The organism is Streptomyces sp. NPDC002209, assembly GCF_042890265.1.
In the GTDB taxonomy this organism is placed as follows: Bacteria; Actinomycetota; Actinomycetes; order Streptomycetales; family Streptomycetaceae; genus Streptomyces.
Genome location: NZ_JBIARX010000003.1, coordinates 427849 through 446361, shown reverse-complemented (window position 1 = coordinate 446361; position 18513 = coordinate 427849). Strand labels below are relative to the sequence as shown.

Sequence of the window (18513 nt, the reverse complement as noted above, 5' to 3'; positions counted from 1 at the left end):
GCCATGGCCCGCAGACCCACCATCAAGGACATCGCCCGCCGGGCCGGGGTGTCCGAGAGCGCCGTGTCCTTCGCGCTCAACGACCGGCCCGGCGTGTCCCGGGACACCCGCGCCCGGATCCGCAGGGTCGCCGAGGAACTCGGCTGGCAGCCCAACAGCGCCGCCCGCGCCCTGTCCGGCGAACGCTCCGGCGCCGTCGGACTGGTGCTCGCCCGGCCCGCGCAGACCCTCGGCGTCGAATCCTTCTTCCTCCAACTGGTCTCCGGCATCCAGGAGGTGCTGTCCGCGGGCCGGGTCGCCCTGCTCTTCCAGGTCGTGGACGGCATCGACGCCGAGTGCGCCGTCTACCGCCGCTGGTGGGCCGAGCGGCGCGTGGACGGGGTCCTCGTCGTCGACCCGCGTACGGACGACCCGCGCCCGCAGCTCCTCGCACAGCTCGGCCTCCCGGCGGTCGTGATCGGCGCAGCGGGCGGGACCGGCCCCCTGCCGCCGGTCCCGGCCGACGGAAGCGGAACCGGCCCCCTGTCCTCCGTCCGGGCCGACGACGCCCGGGCCATGGCCCAGGTCCTGGACCACCTGTACGGGCTGGGCCACCGCCGGATCACCCACATCGCCGGGCTGCCCGGCCTCGCCCACACCGCCCGCCGGATGGCCTCGCTGCGCGCCGAGGCCGAGGCGCGCGGGCTCGGCCCGGAGCACGTGCGCTCGCTGGTCACCGACTACTCCGACGCCGAGGGGGCGGCCGCCACCCGCCGGGTCCTCGCCGAGCCCGAACCGCCGACCGCGCTCGTCTACGACAACGACGTGATGGCGGTGGCCGGCATCGCCGTCGCCGCCGAGCTGGGCATGGCGGTCCCCGGCCGGATCTCCATGGTCGCCTGGGACGACTCCGCGCTGTGCCGGGTCACGCACCCGCGGCTCACCGCGCTCGTCCGTGACACCGCCGGCTTCGGCCGGCTCGCCGCCGAGGAGCTCCTCGCCGTGCTCGCAGGGAGCCCGCCACGGGCCCGCGAGAGCGAGCAGCCACGCCTGGAGCCCCGGGAGAGTACGGCCCCGCCGCCGACGGCATACTGAATCCGACCCCTTCCTGGAGCCGCTGCCGTGACGAGTCCCCACCCCGCCTTCCCCGCACCGCGGGCCATCGCCTCGGCCACCGGCCTGACGGTCGCGATCGACATCGGCGGTACGAAGATCGCCGGCGCCCTGGTGCACCCCGACGGCACGATGACGGCCACCACCCGCCGCCCGACCCCGCGGGGCGCGGACGGCGACGCGGTCTTCGCCGCCGTCGCCGAGGTCGTCGCCGACCTCGCCGCCTCCCCGCTCTGGCCCTCGGCGGTCCGCTGCGGGATCGGCAGCGCGGGCCCCGTGGACGCCTCCCGCGGCACGGTGAGCCCGGTCAACATCGGGGCCTGGCGGGAGTTCCCGGTGCAGGCCCGGATCGAGGCCGAACTGGCCCGGCACGGTGCGGTCCTCCCCGCCGTGCTCGCCGGTGACGGGCCGGCGATGACCGCCGCCGAGCACTGGCTGGGCGCGGCCCGCGGTCACGCGAACGCCCTGTGCATGGTGGTCTCCACCGGGGTGGGCGGCGGGCTGATCCTGAACAACCAGCTCCACCCCGGCCCCACGGGCAACGCGGGCCACATCGGCCACATCAGCGTGGCCTTCGACGGTGAGCGGTGCGTCTGCGGCGGCCACGGCTGCGTGGAGTCCATCGCCTCGGGCACCGCCATCGCCCGGTGGGCCAAGGCCCAGGGCTGGAGCCCGGCGAGCCCGGACGGGGACGCCACCGCCGCGGGTGTGGCCGCGGCCGCCGAGGCCAAGGACCCCGTCGCCGTCGCCGCCTTCGACCGTGCGGGCCGCGCGCTGGCCGCCGCCATCGCGGCCACCGCGACCCTCGTCGAAACGGACATCGCGGTCATCGGCGGGGGCGTCGCCACGTCGGGCGACACCCTGTTCGCGCCGATCCGCGCCCACCTGGCCGACTACGCGACGCTGTCGTTCGTCAGGGGCCTGCAGGTGGTCCCGGCGGCCCTGGGCACCCACGCGGGACTGATCGGCGCGGCTGCCGCGGCGCTGATGCTGCTGCCGGCCGCCTGAGCGCCCCGCGGCCCGCCGCCCTACGGCTTGACCGAGCGGTAGTACCGCTGGGCCCCTTCGTGCAGGTCCAGCGGGTCCGTGTAGATCGCCGTGCGCAGGTCCACCAGCTGCGCCGCGTGCACCTCGTGCCCGATCCGGTCGCGGCTGAGGATCACCGTACGAGTGAACTGCTCGGTCAGCTCCGGGTCCTTCTCCTCCGTGGTGACCAGCAGGTTCGGTACGGCCAGCGTCGCCACCGCCGAGGTGTTCCGGGCCCGGGTGTACGCGTCCTGGGGCATCACCGCCGCCCGGTAGTAGCGCGCCGGGCTGCCGCTCGCCTGGAGCGCCTCCACCAGGTCGCCGAGCTGCACGAGCCGGATCTCGAACCGGTCCGACAGCTCGCGCACGGCGTTGGTCGGCAGGCCGCCGGACCAGAAGAACGCGTCGATCCGACCGGCCTCCAGCTCCGCCGGCATGGTGTCGATGCCGATGGACACCGGGGTGATGTCCCGCGCCGGGTCCAGCTTGGCCGCGGTCAGCAGCCGCTCCGAGATCAGCCGCACCCCGGATCCCGGCTGGCCGATCGCGACCCGCTTGCCCTTCAGGTCCCGCGCCGACTGCACCGTCGAGCCGGCCGGCACCACGAGCTGCACGTAGTCGTCGTAAAGCCGCGCGACGCCGCGCAGCCGGTCCGCGCCAGGCTTCCCGTCGGCCCGGTACTTGGAGACCGCGTCAGCCGTGGCGATGGTGAAATCGGCCTCCCCGGAGGCCACCCGCTGGAGGTTCTCCTGCGAGCCCTGGCTGGTCTCCAGCCGCACCTTCACCTCGGGCATGTCCCGGGCGAGGGCCTGCTCCAGCAGCTGGCCGTAGCGGTGGTAGACGCCGGTGCGGACGCCCGTGCTGAAGCTCAGCCCGCCCTTCAGCTCCGGCTCGCCGAAGGGCTTCAGCCACCATGCGAGCAGCGCGAGCACCCCGAGTACGGCCACCAGCCCCCACAGGGCGGTGCGCCTGCGGATGCGGGGCGGTACGTGAGCCATGGCCGCGATCCTGCCACCGACCCGCCGCGCTGTCACGGGCGGCCCGGTTCCGGGCCGCCGGAGCCGAACGCGGTCCGCAGCCGTTCCAGCAGCTTGCGGGCCGCCGGGCCCGCCGGCCCGCCCGCGGGCCAGGCCAGGGCCACCCGGCCCCGCAGCCCCGGCTCGGTGATGCGCAGCGCGACCAGCCCCGGTGCGACCCCCGGCTCCGCCCCGGCCGGCACCACCGCCACCCCCAGCCCCCGCGCGGCGAGCCGCACCAGCACCCCGGGCGCCGCCGCCTCGAAGTCCACCCGCGGCGCGAACCCCGCCTCCGCGCAGGCCCGCTCCAGCACCCCGCGCAGCCCGGTCCCGCGCGGCAGGCCGATCAGCGCCCGCCCGCGCAGCGCCGCCAGCGGAATCCCGCCGTCCGCGGCGTCCCGTACGAGGGGGTCGTCGGACCGCACCACCGCCACCAGCGGTTCGTCGATCACCACCTGTACGCAGATCCCGGCAGGCGGCTCCCCGCCCAGCCCGACCACCGCCAGGTCCAGCCCGCCCTGCCGCAGCGCGGTCAGCATCCGCTCCGAGGTGTCCTCGGCCAGGGCGATCTCCACGTGCGGGTGCGCGTCGTGGAAGTCCCCGAGCACCCCGACCACGTCGGAGCCGCCCACCACGGCCCCGGCCGCCCCCGGGATCAGCCCGATCGCCACCCGCCCCCGCAGCAGGCCGCGGAGCTCGTCCGCCGTCCGCCGGATGCCCTCCACCGCCGCCAGCGCGGCCCGCGCGTACGAGAGCACCGCCTCGCCCGCCTCCGTCGGGGTCACCCGCCGTCCCGACCGGTCCAGCAGCCGCAGCCCCAGCTCCCGCTCCAACTGCCCGACCTGCGCGCTCACCCCCGGCTGGGACACGTGCAGGCGGGCCCCGGCCCGGGTGAACCCGCCCTCCTCGACCACCGCCACGAAATACCGCAGCTGCCCCAGTTCCATAACCACGGATTCTAGATTCGAGAGGAGCCTGCTCTTGGAGTTATGGCCGCAGGTCTTCGAACGCCGCCTGCGCGAGGGCCGGACGCACGGGGGGCCGGAGGGCTTCCGGGTACCACCTACCCTTGTTGCATGACCAGCAGCAGCGACCGGAGCACGGCAGTGGACGTCAAGGGAACATACGAGGTGCGCACCTACGGGTGCCAGATGAACGTGCACGACTCCGAGCGACTGTCCGGTCTGCTGGAGGGTGCGGGCTACACGCGCGCGCCCGAGGGCTCCGACGGTGACGCCGACGTCGTGGTGTTCAACACCTGCGCCGTCCGCGAGAACGCCGACAACAAGCTGTACGGCAACCTCGGCCGGCTCGCCCCGATGAAGACCAAGCGCCCCGGCATGCAGATCGCCGTCGGCGGCTGCCTCGCGCAGAAGGACCGCGACACGATCGTCAAGCGGGCCCCCTGGGTCGACGTGGTCTTCGGCACGCACAACATCGGCAAGCTGCCCGTCCTGCTGGAGCGCGCCCGCATCCAGGAGGAGGCGCAGGTCGAGATCGCCGAGTCGCTGGAGGCGTTCCCCTCCACGCTGCCGACCCGCCGCGAGTCCGCCTACGCGGCCTGGGTCTCGATCTCCGTCGGCTGCAACAACACCTGCACCTTCTGCATCGTCCCGGCGCTGCGCGGCAAGGAGGAGGACCGCCGGCCCGGCGACATCCTCGCCGAGGTGGAGGCCCTGGTGGCCGAGGGCGTCTCCGAGATCACCCTGCTCGGCCAGAACGTCAACGCCTACGGCTCCGACCTGGGCGACCGCGAGGCGTTCTCGAAGCTGCTGCGCGCCTGCGGCCAGATCGAGGGCCTGGAGCGGGTCCGCTTCACCTCCCCGCACCCGCGGGACTTCACGGACGACGTGATCGCGGCGATGGCCGAGACGCCGAACGTGATGCCGCAGCTGCACATGCCGCTGCAGTCCGGCTCGGACACCATCCTGCGCGCGATGCGCCGCTCGTACCGCCAGGAACGCTTCCTCGGCATCATCGAGAAGGTCCGCGCCGCCATCCCGCACGCCGCGATCTCCACCGACATCATCGTGGGCTTCCCCGGTGAGACGGAGGAGGACTTCCAGCAGACGATGCACACCGTGCGCGAGGCCCGCTTCGCGAACGCGTTCACCTTCCAGTACTCCAAGCGCCCCGGGACCCCGGCGGCCGACATGGAGGGGCAGATCCCGAAGGAGGTCGTCCAGGAGCGCTACATGCGGCTGGTCGCCCTGCAGGAGGAGATCTCCTGGGAGGAGAACAAGAAGCAGGTCGGCCGCACGCTCGAGGTCATGGTCGCGGAGGGCGAGGGCCGCAAGGACGGCGCCACGCACCGGCTGTCCGGGCGGGCCCCCGACAACCGCCTGGTGCACTTCACGAAGCCGGAGGCGGAGGTCCGTCCCGGTGACGTGGTGACCGTCGACATCACGTACGCGGCCCCGCACCACCTCCTGGCGGAGGGCCCGACGGAGTCGGTGCGCCGTACCCGGGCGGGCGACGCCTGGGAGAAGCGCAACGCGGCGCCGGCGCAGCCCCAGGGCGTCATGCTGGGCATCCCCACCCTGGGCGTCCCGGCCCCCCTCCCGGTGGCCACCTCGGGCTGCGCCGTGCCCGCCTCTTCCTGACCGCGGCCTCCCCGCGGTGGCCGGGGGCGGGGCCCCGGGACCCGGAAGGCCCGGCGGGGCCGCACGGGGGGCCGCGCGGGGCTAGGCTGCGGATCATGCTCGTTGCCGCCGCCGTCTGCCCCGCCCCGCCGCTCCTCGTGCCCGAGGTCGCCGCGGGGGCCGCCGCCGAACTCGGCGACGCCCGTACCGCCTGCTCCGACGCGCTCGCGGTGCTCGCCGCCTCCCGCCCCGACCTGCTGGTCGTCGTCGGAGCCGCCGACCAGGACCACCGGGGCCCCTACCCGCAGGGCGCCCGCGGCAGCTTCCGCGGATTCGGGGTCGAGGCCGACGTACGGCTCGGGGACGGGGAGGAGGGGCCGCGGCTGCTGCCTCCGTCCCTCGCCGTCGGCGCCTGGCTGCTCGGCCGCGCAGGCTGGGGCTCGGCGCCCGTGGAGGGCCTCGGGGTCGGGGAACCGCTCGAGACCGCCCGGTGCCTGGAGGCCGGCCGCGGACTCGCCGCGCGCGAGGAGCGCGTCGCGCTCCTCGTCATGGGCGACGGCAGCGCCTGCCGCACCCTGAAGGCCCCCGGCTACCTCGACGACCGCGCCGCCGCCTTCGACGCCGCCGCGGCCCGCGCCCTCGCCGCCGCCGACGTGGCCGCCCTCGCCGCCCTCGACGCCGAGCTCGCGTACGAGCTCAAGGCCGCCGGCCGGGCCCCCTGGCAGGTGCTGGCCGGGGCCGCGGAGGGCGCGGGCCTCGACGGGCGGCTGCTGTACGAGGACGCCCCGTACGGGGTCGGCTACTTCGTCGCCGCCTGGTCCTGACCGGGCGGAACGAGGAAGGGGCGCGGGTTCGACCGAACCCGCGCCCCTTCCGCTGACCGCGTCAGGAAGCCGCCGCCGGCGGCGTCGGCCCGCCGGGGGCGTCCTTGTGCGCGATCTTGCCCAGGGCATCCTTCGCCTTGCTCGTACCGGTCTCGATCTTGCCGTGGTACTTGCCCTTGGTCTTGGAGTCCACGGCCTGCGCCATCTTGTCGAGGTTCTGGCCGATCTTGCCCTCGTGCTGCTGTGCGAGGTCGCCGACCTTTTCCTTCGCCGGTGCGAGCTTGGCCTTCAGCGTGTCCAGCAGGCCCATGGGTCACCTTCCAGTGGCGGTGGCTACGTACGGGCGCCTTCGCCGGTCTCGCTGTCCGCGGCCTTCTCCGCCGACTGCTGCTTCGGAATCTCCACGCCCTCCGGCGTGGAAGCCTCCGACCCGGCCGGCTCGGCCCCGGTCTCCGTCTCGTTCTCGGTGACCGCAGCCTCAGACTCCGTCGTCAGGGTCGCGGCCGCAGCTTCCTCTGTACTCGCTTCCGCGGCCTTGCGGCGAAACCGACTAAAAACGCCCATGTCTACTCCCATAACGTTACTCGTGCGGGTGAAGTTCCGCCTTGTACGGCCCGGCCTCCGCCGGGCGTGCGCCCGGCGGAACCTCGCCAGGGCAACGACCCCGCCACCACCCCGTCACGTAACTCGATCGGGTACATGCCGTGGCGTTTGCGAGACTGGGGCGGTGAGGAATGCAGCCCCCGCCCCGCGGGTCATCGCCGTCGTCGGTCCCACCGCGGCCGGAAAGTCCGATCTGGGCGTAGCCCTGGCCCGCCGTTTCGACGGCGAAGTCGTCAACGCCGACTCCATGCAGCTGTACCGGGGGATGGACATCGGCACCGCCAAGCTGACGACGCAGGAGCGCGGCGGAGTCCCGCACCACCTCCTCGACATCTGGGACGTCACGGAGACCGCGAGCGTCGCCGAGTACCAGCGGCTGGCCCGCGCCGAGATCGACAAGCTGCTCGCCCAGGGCCGTACGCCGGTCCTCGTCGGCGGATCGGGCCTGTACGTCCGCGGTGCCCTCGACGCCATGGAGTTCCCCGGCACCGACCCGGAGGTCCGGGCCCGGCTGGAGGCGGAGGTCGTGCTGCGCGGCCCCGGCGCCCTCCATGCCCGCCTCGCCGCCGCCGACCCGGCCGCCGCCCAGGCGATCCTGCCCAGCAACGGGCGCCGCATCGTCCGCGCCCTGGAGGTCATCGAGATCACCGGGAAGCCGTTCACCGCCAACCTGCCCGGCCACGAGTCGGTCTACGACACCGTGCAGATCGGCGTCGACGTCGCCCGGCCGGAGCTCGACGAGCGGATCGCCCGGCGCGTGGACCGGATGTGGGAGGACGGGCTCGTGGACGAGGTGCGCGCGCTGGAGGCCCGGGGCCTGCGCGACGGAGTCACCGCTTCCAGGGCGCTCGGCTACCAGCAGGTGCTGGCCGCTCTGGCCGGCGAGTGCACCGAGGACGAGGCCCGGGCCGAGACCGTCCGCGCCACCAAGCGGTTCGCCCGCCGGCAGGACTCCTGGTTCCGCCGGGACCCCCGCGTGCACTGGCTCAGCGGCGCCGTCGCCGACCGCGGGGAACTCGTCGGACTCGCGCAGTCGTTGGTCGAACGAGCGGTCACAGCCTGATCACGTGATGGCATCGGGACGCCCCGCGCGCCCGTTCGGGGCCCTGAGCCGTGCCATCATCAAATTCCGCGGGTGCGGTCACCGGCGGTGAACGACGGCGTGCAAAGTCCGAGTGGGGAGGGCGCGTGGCAATGGAGGCCGGCCCTCGCGACACCGGGCAGGACGGGACGAGACGGGAAGCGGACCCGATGCTTCTCGGGCACCTCCCAGCAGCGGCTGGGGGAGGCTCCCCCGAGCCCGACGGCCTCGGCCTGCCCGCAGACCCGGCACGGCTGACCCCCGACGGCCCGGACGCACCGGACACCGCCGAGGCGGAGGCCGCCGCAGGTCCCGAGTTCGAGGTCGAGCTGCGCCCGCAGCGCCGGCTGCGCATCTGGCAGATCGCCCCCATCGTGATGCTGGCCGCGGCCGGCTCCCTGATGTTCGCCTTCCCGCTCGCCTTCGAGTTCGGCGACGGCGGAGCCGTGGTCGCCATGCTCGGCTTCCTGATCAGCTCCTGCGCCGGCGGCTGGGGCATGATGGCCGCGCGCCGCGTGGGCTACACCTGGCCCGGGCTCCCGCCCCGGGGCAGCAGCCGCCGCCCCGACTGGCGCATGGCCGCGCTGTACGCGCTGGTCGCGCTGGCACTCGTGGCACTCGCCGTGTACCGGGTGGCGCGACTCCGGTAGAGCCTGCCCGGAGGCAGGCCCGGACGCCGCCGACCTGCCCGAAGGCCCCGCTCGGTACCATGGGCGCGTGACGCAGACGAGCCTCTCCTTCCTCAAGGGCCACGGCACCGAGAACGACTTCGTGATCGTCCCGGACCCGGACAACGCCGTCGAGCTGCCCGCGACCGCCGTCGCGAAGCTCTGCGACCGGCGCGCCGGGATCGGCGCGGACGGCGTGCTGCACGTCGTCCGGTCCGCCGCGCACCCCGAGGCGGCGCACCTGGCCGACGAGGCCGAGTGGTTCATGGACTACCGCAACAGCGACGGCTCCGTCGCCGAGATGTGCGGCAACGGCGTCCGCGTCTTCGCCCGCTACCTCCAGTACGCCGGCCACGTCGAGCCCGGCGACCTGGCCGTGGCCACCCGCGGCGGCGTCAAGCGGGTGCACCTCGACAAGAGCGGCGACGTGACGGTCTCCATGGGCCGCGCCGTCCTCCCCGAGGAGCAGGCCACCGTGACGGTCGGCGAGCGCGCCTGGCCCGCCCGCAACGTCAACATGGGGAACCCGCACGCCGTCGCGTTCGTCGACAGCCTGGACCACGCCGGAAAGCTGCTCGACCCGCCCCCGTTCAGCCCCGCCGAGGTCTACCCGACGGGCGTCAACGTGGAGTTCGTCGTCGACCGCGGCCCCCGGCACGTCGCCATGCGCGTCCACGAGCGCGGCTCCGGCGAGACCCGCTCCTGCGGCACGGGCGCCTGCGCCGTCGCCGTGGCGGCCATCCGCCGCGACGGCGCCGACCCGGCCGTCACCGGCGAGCCCGTCACGTACACCGTCGACCTCCCCGGCGGCACCCTCCTCATCACCGAACACCCCGACGGGCAGGTCGACATGACCGGACCGGCCGTCATCGTGGCCGCGGGCGAGTTCGACGCGGCCTGGCTCACCGAAACGGCTTTCGGCTGAAGCTTCCCTCTAATGGGTGATCCGTTTCACGCTGAGCGAGAGGCGGACTGCGCCACGTGGTGGGGTCGGTAGCATCAGGCACCGGCCCTGAGGGCTCACCCCATGCCCACCACCGCCGGTCGAAGCCGCCGGAGGTGCCCATGAGTGCAGAGGCCACGAACCCCGAAGCACGACCCGAAGCGCGCCCCGAACTCCGCAGACGGGGCCGGACCCGCCTTGACCTGCGACGACTCGGGCGCGCTGCCCTTCTCGGGCCCACATCCCGAGACCGGCTCCCCGATGCCATCGGCCACGTCGCCGAGGCGCACCGCGCCCACCACCCGGACGCGGACCTGTCCATCCTGCGCCGCGCGTACGTGCTCGCGGAGTCCTCGCACCGCGGCCAGATGCGGAAAAGCGGTGAGCCGTACATCACACACCCGCTCGCCGTCACCCTGATCCTCGCCGAACTCGGCGCCGAGACCACCACCTTGACGGCCTCTCTGCTCCACGACACCGTCGAGGACACCGAGGTGACCCTCGATCAGGTCCGCGCCGAGTTCGGCGACGAGGTCTGCTTCATCGTCGACGGCGTCACCAAGGTCGAGAAGATCGACTACGGGGCCGCCGCCGAACCCGAGACCTTCCGCAAGATGCTCGTCGCCACCGGCAACGACGTCCGCGTCATGTCCATCAAACTCGCCGACCGGCTGCACAACATGCGCACCCTCGGCGTGATGCGCCCCGAGAAACAGGCGCGCATCGCCAAGGTCACCCGCGACGTCCTCATCCCGCTCGCCGAACGGCTCGGCGTCCAGGCCCTCAAGACCGAGCTGGAAGACCTCGTCTTCGCGATCCTGCACCCCGAGGAGTACGAGCACACCCGCGCGCTCATCGCGGCCCACTCGGGGGAGCGCGACCCGCTGCCCGCCATCGCCGACTCCGTCAAGGCCGTCCTGCGCGACGCCGGCATCGCCGCCGAGGTACAGGTCCGGCCCCGGCACTTCGTCTCCGTGCACCGGATCGCCCGCAAGCGCGGCGAGCTGCGCGGCTCCGACTTCGGCCGCATCCTCGTGCTCGTCGGCGAGAACGCCGACTGCTACGCCGTGCTGGGCGAGCTGCACACCTGCTTCACCCCGGTCGTCTCGGAGTTCAAGGACTTCATCGCCGCCCCGAAATTCAACCTCTACCAGTCGCTGCACACCGCCGTCGCCACGCCCGAGGGGTACGTCGCCGAAGTCATCGTCCGCACCCGGCAGATGCACCGGGTCGCCGAAGCCGGTGTGGTCGCCCTCGGCAACCCGTACGCCCACGCCGCGACCGAGGCCGCCGCACCGGCGGAGGCGGGCTCTGCGGCGGAGGCCGCCGACTGCGACGAGGAGCGGGTCGACCCGACCCGGCCCGGCTGGCTCTCGCGCCTCCTCGACTGGCAGCAGTCGGCCCCCGACCCCGACACCTTCTGGAGCGTGCTGCGCGCCGAGCTGGCGCAGGACCGGGAGATCACCGTGTTCCGCGCCGACGGCGGAGCCCCCGGCACGATCAGCCTGCCCGCCGGGGCCAGCTGTATCGACGCCGCCTACGCGCAGTACGGCGAGGCGGCCCACGGCTGTATCGGCGCCCGGGTCAACGGGCGCCTCACCTCCCTGGCCTCCCGGCTGTCCGACGGGGACACCGTCCAGCTGCTGCTCGCCCAGGACGCCTCCTCGGGGCCCGCCGCCGACTGGCTGGAGCACGCCAGGACCCCGGCCGCCCGGATCGCCATCAGCAGCTGGCTCCAGGCGCATCCCGACTCGGTGAAACCCACCACCGCACCCGCCCGGGCACCGCTGTCCGTGGTCGGCGCCCGGGGCGGCGGCGGCAACGCGGTCGCCGACCTGCCGGACGCCACCGTACGGCTGGCCGGCTGCTGCACGCCGGTGCCGCCGGACGCCGTCGCCGGGTTCGTCGTACGGGGCGGGGCCGTCACCGTCCACCGCATCCACTGCGCGGCGGTGGCCCAGATGCGCGCGCTGGGGCGGACCTCCGTCGCCGTGCACTGGCGGGCCACGGCGGACTGCCGGGTCACCCTGCTCGCTGAATCGTTCGGCCGCCCGCACCTGCTGGCCGACCTGACCGAGGCCATCGCCCGCCAAGGGGTCGAGGTGGTGTCCGCGACCGTGGAACCGCCCGTGGAGCAGCGCGTCCGGCACACGTACACGCTGCAGCTGCCCGACGCGACCGGACTGCCGGCCCTGATGCGCGCGATGCGCGACGTACCGGGTGTCTACGACGTGCGCCGAGCGTAGGCCGGACCACGGCCCGGCGGGGCCCGGACCCCGGCCGGACCCCGGCCGGGCTTAGGCCGGGCCTAGGCCGGGGCGTCGCCGGAAGGTCCCGTTCGGGTGGAACCGTCGCGCGTCGTGCCCGGGTGCGCGGCGGGCGCTGGTAAGCGGTGGGGGATGCAGCTCTCCTCCCCGCGCCTGCGCGCCGCCCTGCTCGCCGCGGCCTCCCTCACCCTCGTCGCCGCCGTGCTGCCCCCGCCGAAGCCGCTGGGCATCGGCGACACGCTGTTCCCGCAGCTCGGGAACCCCGGGTACGACGTCCTCTCGTACGACCTGTCCTTCACGTACAAGGACAACAAGAGCCCGCTCGACGCGGTCACCGTCATCGACGCCCGCGCCCTGGAGCCGCTGGAGCGGATCAACCTGGACTTCACCCACGGAACGGTGGCGTCCGCCGAGGTCAACGGCGAGCCGGCGCAGTTCGAGAGCGCCGGGGAGGACCTCGTGCTCACCCCGGCGAGCCCCGTCGCGGCCAACGTGCCGCTGCACATCGCGATCCGCCACACCAGCGATCCGCGCGGCATCGCCGACGGGGGCTGGGTGCCCACCGACGACGGCCTGGCCATGGCCAACCAGGCCGACGCCGCCCACCGGGTCTTCCCCTGCAACGACCACCCGGCGGACAAGGCGTACTTCACCTTCCGGATCACCGCCCCCGCCGGTCTCACCGCCGTCGCCAACGGGGTGCCGGGCGCCCTCCCGGCCCCCAGGGCCGCCGGCTCGACCACCTGGACCTACCGGACCCTGCACCCCATGGCCACCGAACTCGCCCAGGTCTCCATCGGCGACTCGGCCGTGGTGGACGGCACCGGTCCGCACGGGCTGCCGCTGCGCCACGTGGTCCCCGCCGCGGACCGGCAGCGGCTGGAGCCGTGGCTGAAGAAGACCGCCGGGCACGTCCAGTGGATGGAGCAGCGCGTCGGCCGCTACCCCTTCGAGAACTACGGCGTACTGATCGCACGGGCGAAGACCGGATTCGAGCTGGAGACGCAGACCCTCTCGCTCTTCGAGAACGGCCTGTTCTCGGGAACGGGCTACCCCGAGTGGTACGTGGAGGCCGTCATGGTCCACGAGCTCGCCCACCAGTGGTTCGGCGACAGCGTCACCCCGCGCACCTGGTCCGACCTGTGGCTCAACGAGGGACACGCCACCTGGTACGAGGCCCTGTACGCGGACGGCCTCGGCAAGTACTCCCTGGAGCGGCGCATGCGCGAGGCGTACCAGCGCTCCGACCAGTGGCGGGCGGCCGGCGGCCCCCCGGCCGCTCCGAAGCCCGCCGCCCCCGGCGAGAAGATCGGGCTGTTCCGGCCGGTGGTCTACGACGGTGCGGCGCTGGTGCTGTACGCGCTGCGGCAGGAGATCGGCGCGAAGGCCTTCGACCGGCTGGAGCGCCGCTGGGTGGCGCAGAACCAGGACGGGATCGCCGGCACCGACGACTTCGTACGCCTGGCCTCGGACGTGGCCGGCCGGGATCTGGAGGCCTTCCTGAAGCCGTGGCTGTACGGGAAGACGACCCCGGCGATGCCCGGGCACCCGGAGTGGGGCGGCCCGAAAAGCGTGTGACCGGCGGGGAACGGGCATGTCACCATCGACAGGGCCGCACGCCAGGGGGAATCTCCCGGCGATGTGACACGTTGGACGTGACAGTGTGAGAGTTACTGTCAGGCGTGGCCACGGCCCCATTCGATATCGACGTAAGGATCCAATGACCTCCTCTTCATCCCCTTCCCAGGACGCGCGGGACGCACGGGACGTGCCGGACTCGCAGAGCTTCACCGAGAGCCTTCGGGCCGACGCCCTGATGGAAGAGGACGTCGCCTGGAGCCACGAGATCGACGGAGACCGGGACGGCGAGCAGTTCGAGCGCTCCGAGCGCGCGGCGCTGCGCCGCGTGGCCGGCCTCTCCACCGAGCTCGAAGACGTCACCGAGGTCGAGTACCGGCAGCTGCGCCTCGAGCGCGTCGTGCTGGTGGGCGTATGGACCTCCGGCACGGTGCAGGACGCCGAGAACTCCCTCGCGGAGCTCGCCGCCCTCGCCGAGACGGCCGGCGCCCTCGTACTCGACGGTGTGATCCAGCGCCGTGACAAGCCGGACCCGGCCACCTTCATCGGCTCGGGCAAGGCCCGCGAGCTGCGCGACATCGTGCTCGAGAGCGGGGCCGACACCGTCGTCTGCGACGGTGAGCTCAGCCCCGGCCAGCTCATCGCGCTCGAGGACGTCGTCAAGGTCAAGGTCGTCGACCGGACCGCCCTGATCCTCGACATCTTCGCCCAGCACGCCAAGTCCCGAGAGGGCAAGGCGCAGGTCGCACTCGCGCAGATGCAGTACATGCTGCCGCGCCTGCGCGGCTGGGGTGCGTCGCTGTCCCGTCAGATGGGTGGCGGCGGCGGTGGCGGCATGGCCACCCGAGGCCCCGGTGAGACCAAGATCGAGACCGACCGGCGCCGGATCCGCGAGAAGATGGCGAAGATGCGCCGGGAGATCGCGGAGATGAAGACCGGCCGCGACATCAAGCGGCAGGAACGGCGCCGCAACAAGGTGCCCTCGGTCGCCATTGCCGGTTACACCAACGCGGGCAAGTCCTCGCTGCTCAACCGCCTCACGGGCGCGGGCGTACTGGTGGAGAACGCACTGTTCGCCACCCTCGACCCGACCGTGCGCCGGGCCGAGACGCCCAGCGGCCGGATCTACACCCTGGCCGACACGGTCGGCTTCGTCCGGCACCTGCCCCACCACCTCGTCGAGGCGTTCCGCTCCACGATGGAGGAGGTCGGCGACTCCGACCTCATCCTGCACATCGTCGACGGCTCGCACCCGGCGCCGGAGGAGCAGCTGGCGGCGGTGCGCGAGGTCATCCGCGACGTCGGCGCGGTCAACGTGCCCGAGATCGTGGTGATCAACAAGGCCGACGCCGCGGATCCGCTCGTACTGCAGCGACTGCTGCGGATCGAGCGGCACTCCATCGCCGTCTCGGCGCGCACGGGGCAGGGCATCGAGGAGCTCCTCGGGCTCATCGACTCCGAACTGCCGCGGCCCGAGGTCGAGGTGGAGGCCCTGGTGCCGTACACCCGCGGCTCGCTGGTCGCCCGGGCGCACGCCGAGGGCGAGGTGATCTCCGAGGAGCACACCCCGGAGGGCACCCTGCTCAAGGTGCGCGTCCACCAGGAACTGGCGGCGGACCTGGCGCCGTACGTGCCGGCGAAGCGGTAACGCGCCGTACGCGGTAGGAACGGACCGAGGGCCCCCTGCGATGCAGGGGGCCCTCGGTCTCGTCACGTCGGCGAGGACTACTTGAACTTGGCGCTCACGGCGTCGAAGATCCCCTTGGCCTCCGGGCCCAGCCGGGGTCCGGCCAGCCAGCCCGCCTTGGCGGGGCCGATCGAGGTGTTCGACACCAGCGCCGGCTTGCCGTCACTGCCCGCGGCCACCCAGCCGCCGCCCGAGGAGCCGCCGGTCATCGTGCAGCCGATGCGGTACATCACCGGGGCGTTCGCGGCCAGCGACAGCCGGCCCGGCTTGTCCGTGCACTGGAAGGCCTTCTGGCCGTCGAACGGAGCCGCCGCCGGGTAGCCCGTCGCCGTGATGCTCGCGACCTTCGGCACCGCCGGGGCGTTGAACTCCACCGGGAGCGCCGAACCGACCGTCTCCTCCAGGGACTTCCCGGTGCTCTTCTCCGGGGTCACGTGCAGCACCGCGAAGTCGTACGGGGCACCCGCGCCACCGGTCGGACCGCCGTTCGCGATCCACTGGTCCGAGGTCTGCGCCCAGTCGCTCCACCACACGCCGTACGGGGCCACCTGCTCGCGCGGGGCGCCCTTGAGCTGCGCCGCCGGCTTGCCCGCGTTGTTGTACGACGGGACGAAGGCGATGTTGCGGTACCAGCCGCCGGACTTGCCCGCGTGCACGCAGTGGCCGGCCGTCCAGACCATGTTGGACTTGCCGGGGTGGGCCGGGTCCTTGACCACGGTCGCGGAGCAGACCATGGAGCCCTCGGGGCCGTCGAAGAAGACCTTGCCGGAGACCGGAACGCTGGTGTGGTACGGCGCGTTGGCGGCCTTGGCCTGCACCGGCGCCGGGGTCGGGTCGGTGACGCCCTGGTCCTTGCCGGCGTCCGGGTCGACGGCCGGGGGCTGCGGGGTCTTGTCGGCCTCGCGCATCCGGTCCGGGTCCCAGAGGTCCTCGATGATCGGGTTGATGTAGTCGCCCGCCTCGCGGAGCCAGTCCTCCTGCTTCCAGTTCTTCCACGCACCCCCCTTCCACTTCTCCAGGTCGATGCCGTGCTGCTTGAGCTTGTCCTTGAGCTGGTCCGGGATCTTGATCCCGTCGGCTCCGGACGGGAGGCTCGCCGCCACGGTCGGCTTGGCGTCGCCGCCGGCCTCCCCGTCGCCGGGTCCGCAGGCCGCGGCGGTCATGGCGAGTGCCGCCGCGCACAGGATCGCGGTGACCGGTCGGTTCGGTCGCATGTCGTGAATCCCCCTGGTGAATTCTGGGCGTGAGACGCGGTGCAGTTGAGGTGCGTGGGGCACGCGAGGTGCGTGCCGCCGAGTGCAGCACCCCACTATGCCGCTGCCGTTGGGGACGGCACAGCCCGGGGCCGTGGTTCCGGTCCTGCCAGGACGCCCCGAAGTCCGAGCGGGACAAGGATCTTGGGCCCACCCGTGATCCGCCGCCGCCACCGTCGTTGGTACGTACGGGGGATGGGGGAGCAGCGTTCATGTTCGAGGCGCAATCCGGTGGAGCAGTCCGTGCGGGAGGTCCGACAGTCGTGGCTTTGACCGAGCAGGGCGCGGCCGCCGCGCAGGCGCCCGAGGTGTCTCAGGTGCCTACCGTGTCTGTGGAGGTTCCGCCTGCTCCGCCTGCTCCGCAGGTACCGCCGCAGGGGAGCCGGGGAGCCGGGCCGGCGGGTCCCGGCGGGCCGGCCGCGGCGGAGGGGATCCTGCGCCGGCAGGCGATGCGGGAGTCCGCCGCCCGGACGTACGCGCGCTCGCTGCCCATCGTCCCGGTGCGCGCCCGGGGGCTGACGATCGAGGGCGCGGACGGGCGGCGCTACCTGGACTGCCTCTCCGGCGCGGGCACCCTCGCGCTGGGGCACAACCACCCGGTGGTGCTCGAAGCCGTCCGGGGCGTCCTCGACTCCGGAGCGCCGCTGCACGTCCTGGACCTCGCGACGCCGGTCAAGGACGCTTTCACCACCGAGCTGTTCGCCTGCCTCCCGCCGGCCCTGGCGGCCGACGCCCGCATCCAGTTCTGCGGGCCCGCCGGTACCGATGCGGTGGAGGCCGCGCTCAAGCTGGTCCGTACCGCCACCGGGCGTTCGGGACTGCTGGCCTTCACCGGGGCCTACCACGGGATGACCGCCGGGGCCCTGGGAGCCTCCGGCGGAGCCCCGGACGTACGGGTGACCCGGCTGCCGTTCCCGCAGGACTTCCGGTGCCCGTTCGGGGTCGGCGGCCCCGAGGGCGCCCGGCTCGGGGCCCGTTGGACGGAGAGCCTGCTGGACGACCCCAAGGGCGGGGTGCCGGCGCCCGCGGCGATGATCGTGGAGCCGGTGCAGGGCGAGGGCGGGGTCTTCCCCGCTCCGGACGCCTGGCTGCGCCGGATGCGCGAGATCACCCAGGCCCGGGGGATCCCGCTGATCGCCGACGAGGTGCAGACGGGGGTCGGCCGCACCGGCGCCTTCTGGGGCGTCGACCACGCCGGGGTGGTGCCGGACGTGATGGTCCTGTCCAAGGCGATCGGCGGCAGCCTCCCGCTGGCGGTGATCGTGTACCGGTCGGGCCTGGACGTGTGGGCTCCCGGGGCGCATGCGGGCACCTTCCGCGGCAACCAGCTGGCCATGGCGGCCGGGGCCGCGACCCTGGCGTACGTACGGAAGAACCGTCTCGCCGAACGCGCCGGGGCCCTGGGCGAGCGGATGCTGACGGCCCTGCGCGGCCTGGCCGCCGACCAGCCCTGCATCGGGGACGTACGGGGCCGCGGCCTGATGATCGGCGTCGAACTCGTCGACCCCGAGACCGGCACCGCAGCGCAGGCCCTCGCCGCGGCCGTCCGGCAGGAGTGCCTGAACCGCGGCGTGATCGTCGAACTCGGCGGCCGCCACTCGAGCGTCGTCCGCCTCCTGCCCCCGCTGACGCTCACCGACGAACAGGCCTCCGCCGTCCTCGACCGCCTGGCCGACGCCATCCCCGCCGCCGCAGCAGCCTGCCGGCTCCACTGACCCGCAAGGACCCGCGATGCCCGACTCGCAGCACCCCGCCACCGCCAACCCGGCGCCCCACCCCGCACCCCCGGGCGGAACGCACGAGCCCTCGGCACCCCCACAGCCCCCCCGATTCCACGCCACCCCCGCGGACCCCGCCCCCTCCCCACCCCCGTCCAACACCCCTGCCGCCCCC

At 73.7% G+C, this 18513-nt stretch carries 16 protein-coding genes; 11 read left to right on the top strand and 5 right to left on the bottom strand.

Going from position 1 to position 18513, the window contains the following annotated elements:
• The first annotated feature begins 3 nt into the window (after positions 1-3).
• Together ACFYXK_RS09285 and ACFYXK_RS09280 are read left to right on the top strand one after the other, a co-directional pair.
• Positions 4-1074, top strand: coding sequence for a LacI family DNA-binding transcriptional regulator (locus tag ACFYXK_RS09285; RefSeq protein ID WP_389410522.1), 1071 nt, complete (start codon positions 4-6; stop codon positions 1072-1074).
• 27 nt (positions 1075-1101) lie between these two features.
• On the top strand, positions 1102-2100 hold the full coding sequence (locus ACFYXK_RS09280; protein ID WP_389410521.1) for an ROK family protein: 999 nt from the start codon (positions 1102-1104) through the stop codon (positions 2098-2100).
• 20 nt (positions 2101-2120) lie between these two features.
• On the opposite strand, the gene ACFYXK_RS09275 is transcribed toward ACFYXK_RS09280, so the two are convergent.
• Both ACFYXK_RS09275 and ACFYXK_RS09270 read right to left on the bottom strand, forming a co-directional pair.
• Positions 2121-3116, bottom strand: coding sequence for a TAXI family TRAP transporter solute-binding subunit (locus ACFYXK_RS09275; protein WP_389410520.1), 996 nt, complete (start codon positions 3114-3116; stop codon positions 2121-2123).
• 32 nt (positions 3117-3148) lie between these two features.
• A complete protein-coding gene (locus tag ACFYXK_RS09270) occupies positions 3149-4081 on the bottom strand; it encodes a LysR family transcriptional regulator (RefSeq protein ID WP_389410519.1) in 933 nt (310 codons plus the stop codon).
• A 129-nt stretch (positions 4082-4210) separates the two neighbouring features.
• On the opposite strand from ACFYXK_RS09270, the gene miaB reads away from it, so the two are divergent.
• Positions 4211-5737 (top strand): tRNA (N6-isopentenyl adenosine(37)-C2)-methylthiotransferase MiaB, encoded by a 1527-nt coding sequence (miaB, locus tag ACFYXK_RS09265; protein ID WP_389410518.1) that lies wholly within the window; start codon positions 4211-4213, stop codon positions 5735-5737.
• A gap of 95 nt (positions 5738-5832) precedes the next feature.
• Entirely contained in the window at positions 5833-6540 is a 708-nt protein-coding gene (locus ACFYXK_RS09260; RefSeq protein WP_389410517.1) for a class III extradiol dioxygenase subunit B-like domain-containing protein, read from the top strand.
• A gap of 61 nt (positions 6541-6601) precedes the next feature.
• On the opposite strand, the gene ACFYXK_RS09255 is transcribed toward ACFYXK_RS09260, so the two are convergent.
• Entirely contained in the window at positions 6602-6850 is a 249-nt protein-coding gene (locus ACFYXK_RS09255; RefSeq protein WP_389410516.1) for an antitoxin, read from the bottom strand.
• A gap of 23 nt (positions 6851-6873) precedes the next feature.
• Entirely contained in the window at positions 6874-7104 is a 231-nt protein-coding gene (locus tag ACFYXK_RS09250) for a gliding motility protein (RefSeq protein ID WP_389410515.1), read from the bottom strand.
• Between the two features lie 163 nt (positions 7105-7267).
• On the opposite strand from ACFYXK_RS09250, the gene miaA reads away from it, so the two are divergent.
• The 6 genes from miaA to hflX all read left to right on the top strand — a co-directional run bounded on the left by miaA (position 7268) and on the right by hflX (position 15328).
• Positions 7268-8206 carry a tRNA (adenosine(37)-N6)-dimethylallyltransferase MiaA gene (miaA, locus tag ACFYXK_RS09245; RefSeq protein WP_389410514.1) on the top strand — a complete coding sequence of 313 codons (939 nt, stop codon included), beginning with the start codon at positions 7268-7270 and terminating at the stop codon, positions 8204-8206.
• Positions 8207-8337: 131 nt separating this feature from the next.
• Positions 8338-8874: a hypothetical protein gene (locus tag ACFYXK_RS09240; protein WP_389410513.1), complete on the top strand. Its 537-nt coding sequence runs from the start codon at positions 8338-8340 to the stop codon at positions 8872-8874.
• Positions 8875-8941: 67 nt separating this feature from the next.
• Positions 8942-9817, top strand: a complete 876-nt coding sequence (gene dapF / locus ACFYXK_RS09235; RefSeq protein ID WP_383509562.1) for a diaminopimelate epimerase — start codon at positions 8942-8944, stop codon at positions 9815-9817.
• 140 nt (positions 9818-9957) lie between these two features.
• The gene (locus ACFYXK_RS09230) at positions 9958-12081 is read left to right on the top strand and encodes a RelA/SpoT family protein (RefSeq protein WP_389410512.1); all 2124 of its coding nucleotides are present in this window, start codon (positions 9958-9960) and stop codon (positions 12079-12081) included.
• 153 nt (positions 12082-12234) lie between these two features.
• Positions 12235-13680 carry a M1 family metallopeptidase gene (locus ACFYXK_RS09225; RefSeq protein WP_389410511.1) on the top strand — a complete coding sequence of 482 codons (1446 nt, stop codon included), beginning with the start codon at positions 12235-12237 and terminating at the stop codon, positions 13678-13680.
• 142 nt (positions 13681-13822) lie between these two features.
• On the top strand, positions 13823-15328 hold the full coding sequence (hflX, locus tag ACFYXK_RS09220; RefSeq protein WP_389410510.1) for a GTPase HflX: 1506 nt from the start codon (positions 13823-13825) through the stop codon (positions 15326-15328).
• A 77-nt stretch (positions 15329-15405) separates the two neighbouring features.
• On the opposite strand, the gene ACFYXK_RS09215 is transcribed toward hflX, so the two are convergent.
• A complete protein-coding gene (locus tag ACFYXK_RS09215) occupies positions 15406-16581 on the bottom strand; it encodes a hypothetical protein (RefSeq protein WP_389410509.1) in 1176 nt (391 codons plus the stop codon).
• A 251-nt stretch (positions 16582-16832) separates the two neighbouring features.
• Between ACFYXK_RS09215 and ACFYXK_RS09210 the strand changes: the two genes are divergently transcribed.
• Positions 16833-18335: a diaminobutyrate--2-oxoglutarate transaminase family protein gene (locus tag ACFYXK_RS09210; RefSeq protein WP_389410508.1), complete on the top strand. Its 1503-nt coding sequence runs from the start codon at positions 16833-16835 to the stop codon at positions 18333-18335.
• The last annotated feature ends 178 nt before the right edge of the window (positions 18336-18513 follow it).